The organism is Achromobacter semiaridum, from assembly GCF_053543755.1.
The window spans coordinates 22,550-30,646 of record NZ_JBLVOL010000043.1 but is presented as its reverse complement, the minus strand read 5'-3'; the positions used below and the strand labels follow the sequence as shown (position 1 = coordinate 30,646).

The following is an 8,097-nucleotide window of genomic DNA, read 5'->3' as shown; positions in this document are numbered from 1 at the left end:
CGCCCCATGCCGCTTAGCGATGCACACAAGCAGCATCTGTTCCGCAAGTTCACGACCGTGGTGCGCGCCACCGTCAAGGGCAACATCGCGGTTGCGGCCGCGCAGGGCGCGCTGGGCGGCATCATCTTTTCGATCCTGTCGATCCAGGGCGCGCTGCTGTGGGGCGTGATCATGGGGTTTTTGTCGCTGCTGCCGGCCATCGGCGCGGGCCTGATCTGGGCTCCCGTTGCGATCTACTTCCTGCTGACCGGCGCCGTGGTCAAGGGGGCGGTGCTGATCGGGTTCGGCGTGCTGGTCATTGGCATGGTCGACAACGTGCTGCGCCCCATTCTTGTTGGCAAGGACACGAAAATGCCCGACTACGTGGTGCTGATTTCCACGTTGGGCGGCATGGCTCTGTTCGGGCTGAACGGCTTTGTGATCGGGCCGCTGATCGCCGCGCTGTTCATGGCGTGCTGGGACCTTTTTTCGCCCACTGACCACACGCTTGAGCCGCAAGACAAGCTGCCGGTGACGCCGCCGAAATAACGTCGCGGCGCCGGCCGGCTAGCGGATGGCGGCTTGCCATTGCATCAACGCAGGCGCAGCAGCTGGTCACCAATGAGCAGGTCCCGGTCGGCTCGGGGGCGGGTGCGCACCAGCCCCTGGTCCAACGCCTGCGCCACGTCGTCCACGCCGGTGACGTCTTCCATGGGCTGTTCGAAACTGGTGGCGTGCAGATCGCCCAGATAGCGCCATTGGTCCGCCGCGTCCAGGGTGAAGGCGCTGAACCGGTCCGGCCCCGGGTAGTCGGTGTCCGTTTGCGGCGCCACGTACAAAATGAGTTCGTCCGCACCGTCGCCCGTCAGGTCGGCGAAAATGACACGGCAGCGCGACACAGGCGACGCAGGCGACGCGGGCGCGCCCGAGGCATCGGCCCCCGATGCAACGGCGCCCGACGCATCGGCGCCCGACGCATCGGCGCCCGACGCATCGGCGCCCGACGCAACGGCGCGGGATCTTTCGGCGGGCACGCAGGCACGCGCCAACGCGGGATGGTCGCGTCGCAGCGTCCGCCACCAGGGCGCCGGTACGTCGCGTCCGGCCGGTGTCACGGTCAGCGACAAGGCCATGTCCGGAACCGGACCCTGCGCGGGATTCAACGGCGTGTCCCAGCGGAAATACCCGCCTTGCAGCGTCTCTTTGGCGGCTTCGGCAATACGAAGGTCGCGCGCATTGGCGGCACCGTCCGCCAGCCGGCGCAGGGCATCGTGCCCCCACACGCCGTAGTCTCTGCCCATGGCATGAAAGCTGAAATCCTGCGGGTCTTTGCGCCCGTCGACCAACCGCTGAAACTGGCTTTCGGCCGTCAGGCGCAGCGGGTTGGCCAGCGGCGTGGCCAGCGCCAGCAGCACTGCCACCGTGGCCAATGCCGCGACCAGATTGGTGGCCGCAAGTGCCGCATGATGGTGTCTACCGCGTATCCCCGCCCATGCGTAACCGATGCCGTACAGCACCAGGATCGCGGCGGCACCCACGCCCCAGGCGCGCAGCACCGTCCAGCCGTATTGCTCTACGCGAATTACCGCGCCGGTCAGCGCGACGGCCGCCAACGGCAACAGGCACACCATGGCCCAGCGCAACAGCCGGCGCAGCCGGGGTCCGAACGGGTCTGCCAGCGGGCCGTCTTGCCAGGCCGCGTTGATCAGCTTGATCCAGACCAGTGAGAACGCGATCAGCGCCCCGGCGGACAATTGCACGGCCTGAAGCCCCAGCGCCAGCCTTGCCGCCAGCGCAACGGTAAAGGCCAGGCCTACCAGCGAAACCAGCGGCAGCAGCCACGCATTGAGCGTCAGCCACGCGCGTTGCAGGATGTTCGTCAGCGCCGGCCGGCGACGCACGCCGACCAGGCAGGCGGCCAGGATCATTGGCCATACGGCAAAGCGGAACGTCGCGTCCTCGACCAGGCGACGGACGATGCGGATTCCGATCATGTCGAACATCGCGCCGGCTGCCGCCATCAGCAGGCAAACGCAAAGCGCCAGGCAAAGGCTCGGGCCCAGGTGCACCGCGTTGCGCCAGGCGGCGCGGAAAATAGCGGGATAGTTCCAGCGGGGCCGGTGAATGTCCAACGCCTGCACCAAGGGCAGCAGCACAAAGGCGACGATGCCCGTCAAAAGCAGCGCCATCGCCGTCTCGCCGCGCCCCGCCCAGCCACCCCGTTCACCCGGCAGCGATCCAAACGCTGCGGTCATGCCGTAGGCGGTGACCAGCGGCAACAACACGCCGAAGATGCCCAGTGCCGTCAGCCATCGTCGGCGGCTTTTCATTCCCGATGACAACGCCGCGGCAAGCGGCATCAGCGCCAGCCATTGCAGCAGGAAATACAGGGAGAAGGGGTGGCCCCATGGCCAGGCCCGATGCGCCATCAACTGTTGCATGCCGGCGCCCAGCAGCGCGGCGATGGCGCCATGGATCAGCACGGTGATATCCGCCGCGTCCAGACGGGCGCCGACGGTCTTTTTCAGGGACGGATTATTCATGGCGGCGATAGTAGCAACAGGCCGGCCGTCGCGCCTGAACAACGCGCGTCACCCCTGCATCAAATCGTCGCGGGCACGGATTTTTCGGAGTAAATTGGGGACGCGATGTGGCGCGCCAAAGGCGCGATAACGCCCCGAAAAGGCGTCTGTGCGCGGATTGTGCGGTTGCGGGCTTCTGCAATAATTTCTGAGTTTCATCCCGACCGGACGGCTATCCGGACAGGACGTATCGGGAGGCGCATGGTTCCAAGGGGGAAGACGATGGCTGATGGCGAGGCCCTGCCTGGCGTGCGCACGCGTCCTCAACACCGGTACTCAATGCGCACCGGTCTGCTGACACTCGTCTTTGCCTGTATCTTGCCGGCCCTGGTCGTGGCGTCGGTGGCGGTGTACGAAAGCTACGTCGTCCAAAAAGATCGGATCTTGCGAGACACGATTTTCCTGGCTCGCAATCTTGCCGCCATCCTCGATCGTGAACTGACTGGCGTGGAGGCCGGATTGCAGATGCTGGCCGCCTCGCCCGACCTGCTCAGCGGCGACCTTGCCAGTTTTCATCAACGCGCGCGGGATTCGTTGCGCTTTCAAATCGTGGACAGCTATGTCGTCACGGACCAGGACGGGCGCCAGCTGGTCAACACGCTGGCGCCTTTCGGTGCGCCATTGCCTTCCAGCGGCGCGCCCGAGGACCTGCGGCGGGTGTTCGCCACGCGGGCGCCGGTGCTGACCAGCCTGTTCATCGGCGGTGTCAGCAAGAAGCCGACGATCGCGCTGGGTGTGCCGGTGGTGCGTGCCGACAATGTCATCTACAGCCTGAACGTGGGCTTGTCCCCAGACCGTATCGGCAACGCACTGGCCCGGCGCGCCTTGCCCGAAGGCTGGGTGGCGGCGGTGCTGGACGGTTCGGGAACGATCATTGCCCGCACCCGCGATGGTACGAAGTTCGTCGGCCAGAAAGCCGTGCCTGCGCTGGCGCAGGCCGTGCAGCAGGAAGGCGAAGGCGCGTTCGAATCCATCACCAAGGAAGGCACGCCGGTCTACACGGCGTTCAGTCGTTCGATGTTGTCGGGCTGGACGGTGGCGGCGGGCGCGCCCATGAGCCTGGTCACAACGGATTTGTACCGGTCCATTGCCTGGCTCGCCCTGGGCACCCTGGTCGCATTCGGCCTGGGGCTGTGGCTGGCGTTGCGCCTGGCCAGCCGCTTGACGTCGGCGGTGCAGGGCCTGGTCGGGCCGGCGTTGGCGTTGGGGGAAGGGCGCACTGTCGAGCTGGCGGGCACAAGCGTCAAAGAGGCAGAGGAAGTCGGCACGGCGTTGTTGCAGGCCTCGCGCATGCTGGCGCACGCGCAGCACCTGGCACACTACGACCCGCTGACCGGCCTGTGCAATCGGGTGCTGTTCGGCGAGCTCGTGCTGCGTGAATTGTCCGTGGCGCAGCGCAGCGGCGAATCCTTCGCCATCCTGGCTATCGACCTGGACGGCTTCAAGGCGGTCAACGATCTGCACGGCCATGCGGCGGGCGATACCGTCTTGAAAGAGGCCGCCGACCGCATGGCGCGCGCGATCCGTGTATCGGACGTGGCAGCCAGGCTGGGCGGCGATGAATTTGCGGTGCTGCTGATGGGCGTGGGCCGAGAACAGGCGCAATCCGTGGCAGAGGCGCTGGTCGATAGCTTGTCTTTGCCTTATCCGGGCATCAGCGTCGGCGTGTCGGCAAGCGTGGGTATCGCCGTCTATCCCGACTCCGGCATTACGATGTTGCAGTTGCTCGAGCGCGCCGATGTCGCGCTCTACAAGGCAAAGGGCGAAGGCAAGCGGCGGGTGGCGTGGGATCGCTAGCGCGGTGCGCCTGGCGGTTCAGGCGTCGGGTCGCGGAGGCTGCTGGGGCGCCAGCGCCGTCAGGACCTCGCCGGAACTCAACCGATATCGCCGCTCGCCCAGGGCGATCACGCCTTCTCCTTCAGAAGTCCTGAGGATGTACCGGGACGTCGCAAGCAGGGGTGCGGCCGACGGGCCAGGGTCGTCCGCTTGCAAGAAAACTTCGATCCGGTAGAGCCGGCCTGACTCCGTGCTGGCTAGCACATCGCTCAATCTGCGTATGGAAATGGCCATGCGGCTGATACTCCCTCTTGTTTGGTGTTTCAGTGGGTCTGTCGCGTATCCCGGCGCGGCGCTGGCCGCCCCGGTTGGTCACTACGATAACGATTGGTTTTCGCTACACTGCCCGCCTGCCGCCGCTCGGGCGCCAATCGAGGGGCATTCAGAAAATTAGCGGAAACGGTAATGCGATTCTCTCCCGGCCGGAATACGGCCACATTTTTCGGTCTGCTGGCGATCCTGCTGTGGGGCACGGTCGTCGGCTTGATTCGCGGCGTCAGTGAGAATTTCGGCGCCATCGGGGGCGCCGCGCTCATTTATACGGTAGGTTCAGCCTTCCTTGTGTGTCTGCTCGGGTTTCCGACGTTACGGAGTTTTCCGCGGCGTTATCTCTGGATGGGCAGCTTGCTGTTCGTTGCTTACGAGATCTGCCTGTCGCTATCCCTGGGCTTCGCGCTGGACCGCCCCCAGGCCATCGAACTGGGCATCGTCAATTACCTTTGGCCTTGCCTGACCGTGCTGTTTGCCATCGTCATGAATGGGCAGCGTGCCAATGCCTGGGTAGTGCCGGGCATATTGCTGTCGGTGTGCGGCATCGTGTGGGTCGTGGGCGGGTCAAGCCTGTCTTGGGAACGCACCCTGGCAAACATTTCCAGCAACCCCCTGAGTTATGGATTGGCATTGGGCGGCGCCATTATCTGGGCCGTGTATTGCAACGTGACCAAACGCTATGCCGACGGTAAAAATGGCGTGACCTTGTTTTTCATGCTGACCGCGGCTGCCTTGTGGGCAAAGTACGGTTTCAGCGCCGAACCGCCGTTGGTGTTCGCCGGGCCGGCCGCGCTGGAATTAGGTATTACCGGCGCTGCGATGGCTGCCGGCTACGCACTTTGGAACGTGGGCATATTGAACGGCAATCTGACCTTGCTAGCGACGGCGTCTTATTTCACGCCGGTGCTGTCCACCTTTTTCGCGGCCGTGTGGCTGTCTACCCGCTTGACCGCGTCATTCTGGCAAGGAGTGGCGATGGTCACAGCAGGTTCTTTGTTGTGTTGGGCAGCAACGAAAAGCAAAGCCGCTCGGGGCGTGTAGCCCGGGGCGGCAATTACCGATCATGAAACGCGATCAGTCGATCAGCATGGACTGCGCCACCGCGTATCCCAACGGGATAAGCAACAGCGATGCAAACGTTGAACTGACGATCGCCGCCGATATCTTCAGCCAGGGCTCGGGGCCCGCGCTTCGAATCGTTTGAACCACTAATCCGACGATACCCATAACCATCAAACAGCTCATTACCACTGCTACGTAAGTCATGTTGTCTCCGTCCTCGCCTGATTAAAGGGATTCGGCGCCGTGTTTTACGGTCTGTATGTTTGAGCTGATTGTGCGCCTGTATTTGCGGACTTGGCCCTAGGGTTTTCCTAGCGCTCGCATGTCGGTGTGGCGTTTTTGCCGCGCAGTGCGCAGCATGATTTTGTGTGCGGTCGCAGCAATTCAAACGGTGTACGCCAGGGGCTTCATGCCCCGGCGGTTTGCGCTACGATGGCGGCGTCTCATCCTGGAAAAGGCGGCAACATGCCGAACCGATTGCGCCCTGGCACGCGTGCCACGCTTCAAGTCAGGCAGCTGATGCCGGGCGAATTTGCCTGGATCATCACGTTGCTGGATCCCGAAACCGGCAATGTGCACAGCACCAATTATTCCGAAAGGCGCTATGGCAGCCAGGATGAAGCTTCGGTTGCCGGCAAGGCCGCGATCATGAAAATCCTGGGTAAAGACGGCAATAATGCGGTGGCGATCAGCCGTGATGGCAAATCCAAGCCATAAAGTCGTGTCGCCCTTGAACGATTAAAAGCCCTCGTTGAGGGCTTTTTTGCGGGCGTCGCGAATAGAAGCGCCGAATGCAAGCGCCGGATGCCAGCGCCGGATAGAAGAGCGGGGTGGAAGGGCGGGGAAGGGCGGGCGCGGCGGCTGGTGGCGGGTGGTTGCCGGATTCAGGAACGCCGCTTGCTGAAGGGCAAGGCGGTGCGCTTTGCGCCGCAGAGGAGAACCGATCATGTCCCAGTCCCCGCATCGAGAGCCCGGCTTGCCGGACGATCTGCCGCCGGATGACCCGTCGTTGCCCGGCAACCTGCCGCCCGATGATCCCCTGCCGGATCCGAATCAGCCCGCGGATGATCCGCCGCTACAGGATCCGACCCCGCCCGCGCCGGACCCCCGCATGCCCGGCGCGATAGACCTGGCCTGAGCGCCACGTCCGCTTTTTCCGATAACCCTGAAAGGAGTCTGTCATGCGTTCCATTTTGCTTTGGCTGCTTGGCGTGCCTATTCCCATCATCATTTTGCTGGCGCTTTTCTGGCATTGATGCCGGTTGGCCGTCTCGTGCATCGGCGTCGGTGCGGCGTTGCACGCAGCCGGCGTGAAATAACAATGAACAAGGAATCACCATGGAAAACGCATCATCTTTGAGCCAACCCTACGGCGCCGTGCCGCCACGCGAGTCGGCGATATCAGCGGTGTCCTGGGCCGCGGTGTTCGCGGGTGCCGTGATCGCCGCGGCGCTGTCATTGGCCTTGTTTGCCGGGGGTACCGGCCTGGGCTTCCTGTCTGTGTCGCCGTGGGGCGATGAGGGCATGTCGGCGCCCGCCGTGGGCATCAGCATCATTGCGTGGATGCTGTTCACGCAGATCGTGTCTTACGGTATCGGCGGCTACGTCGCCGGTAGGCTGCGCACCAAGTGGGTCGACGTGCATTCCGACGAGATCTATTTCCGCGATACGGCACACGGCTTCCTGGTGTGGGCCCTGAGCGCGGTTGTCAGCGCGGCGTTGCTGGGTTCGGCCATTGCCACGCTGGCGGCCGGCGCGGCCAAGGCGGGCGCGTCGGTAGCGGCCGGTGCAGGCACGGCGGTTACTGCTACGGCAGCGGCTGGCGCCAGCGGCGGAGGCATGGACCGCGCAACGGACTACTTCACCGATACGTTGCTGCGTTCGGACCGGCCCGAAGCGGCCGGCGACCGAAACGCCGCCCGCACGGAAGTGGGCCGCATCGTGGCCATGAGCCTGGCGCGTGGTGACATGACGCCCGAGGACCGCGACTACGTGGCAAAGGTTGTGGCCGCACAAACCGGTCAGGAGCCGGCCGTGGCGCAGCGTCGTGTCGAGCAGACCATCGCGAACGCCAAGAAGGCCGCCGAAGACGCCAAGCAGAAGGCCAAGGAAGCTGCCGACAAGGCGCGCAAGGCTGCCGCCGCGTTCGCGCTGTGGGGTTTCGCATCAATGCTGATCGGCGCCTTCGTTGCCAGCCTGGCTGCAACCTGGGGCGGCAAGCGTCGCGATACGCTGCGTAAGCTGTAAAAAAGCAGGAGTGGGCAGAAGCGCCCGGGGACGATCCGCGCGTATTTTCGGCGTATTTTTGGCGTATTTTGTGCCGGGGCAGTGCTTCAGCCTTCAGCCCCGGCACCGCCCCCGCCCCCAA

General features: G+C 64.4%; 9 protein-coding genes. 6 read left to right on the top strand and 3 right to left on the bottom strand.

The features are described 5' to 3' along the window. Nucleotides 1-528 (top strand): AI-2E family transporter (locus tag ACNPP0_RS13090; RefSeq protein WP_448706120.1); only part of this gene is annotated, 528 nt, incomplete at its 5' end. Between the two features lie 44 nt (nt 529-572). Here ACNPP0_RS13090 and ACNPP0_RS13085 read toward each other — a convergent pair. Further along, the gene (locus ACNPP0_RS13085; RefSeq protein ID WP_448706119.1) at nt 573-2,522 is read right to left on the bottom strand and encodes a pentapeptide repeat-containing protein; all 1,950 of its coding nucleotides are present in this window, start codon (nt 2,520-2,522) and stop codon (nt 573-575) included. A 261-nt stretch (nt 2,523-2,783) separates the two neighbouring features. Between ACNPP0_RS13085 and ACNPP0_RS13080 the strand changes: the two genes are divergently transcribed. Both ACNPP0_RS13080 and yddG read left to right on the top strand, forming a co-directional pair. Continuing rightward, nucleotides 2,784-4,358, top strand: a complete 1,575-nt coding sequence (locus ACNPP0_RS13080; RefSeq protein WP_448706118.1) for a diguanylate cyclase — start codon at nt 2,784-2,786, stop codon at nt 4,356-4,358. A 444-nt stretch (nt 4,359-4,802) separates the two neighbouring features. Further along, on the top strand, nt 4,803-5,708 hold the full coding sequence (gene yddG, locus ACNPP0_RS13075) for an aromatic amino acid DMT transporter YddG (protein ID WP_332610852.1): 906 nt from the start codon (nt 4,803-4,805) through the stop codon (nt 5,706-5,708). A 33-nt stretch (nt 5,709-5,741) separates the two neighbouring features. On the opposite strand, the gene ACNPP0_RS13070 is transcribed toward yddG, so the two are convergent. Continuing rightward, nucleotides 5,742-5,933 carry a hypothetical protein gene (locus ACNPP0_RS13070; protein WP_046805512.1) on the bottom strand — a complete coding sequence of 64 codons (192 nt, stop codon included), beginning with the start codon at nt 5,931-5,933 and terminating at the stop codon, nt 5,742-5,744. Nucleotides 5,934-6,161: 228 nt separating this feature from the next. Between ACNPP0_RS13070 and ACNPP0_RS13065 the strand changes: the two genes are divergently transcribed. After that, complete coding sequence (locus tag ACNPP0_RS13065; RefSeq protein ID WP_448706116.1) at nt 6,162-6,446, top strand: hypothetical protein; 285 nt, start codon at nt 6,162-6,164, stop codon at nt 6,444-6,446. Between the two features lie 21 nt (nt 6,447-6,467). Here the strand turns inward: ACNPP0_RS13065 and ACNPP0_RS13060 are convergent, their stop codons facing one another. Next, nucleotides 6,468-6,677, bottom strand: coding sequence for a hypothetical protein (locus tag ACNPP0_RS13060; RefSeq protein WP_448706114.1), 210 nt, complete (start codon nt 6,675-6,677; stop codon nt 6,468-6,470). Here ACNPP0_RS13060 and ACNPP0_RS13055 point away from each other — a divergent pair. Together ACNPP0_RS13055 and ACNPP0_RS13050 are read left to right on the top strand one after the other, a co-directional pair. Then, nucleotides 6,676-6,867: a hypothetical protein gene (locus ACNPP0_RS13055; RefSeq protein ID WP_448706113.1), complete on the top strand. Its 192-nt coding sequence runs from the start codon at nt 6,676-6,678 to the stop codon at nt 6,865-6,867. The genes ACNPP0_RS13060 and ACNPP0_RS13055 overlap by 2 nt on opposite strands. 200 nt (nt 6,868-7,067) lie before the next feature. Further along, nucleotides 7,068-7,976: a hypothetical protein gene (locus ACNPP0_RS13050; protein ID WP_448706111.1), complete on the top strand. Its 909-nt coding sequence runs from the start codon at nt 7,068-7,070 to the stop codon at nt 7,974-7,976. Nucleotides 7,977-8,097: the final 121 nt, after the last annotated feature.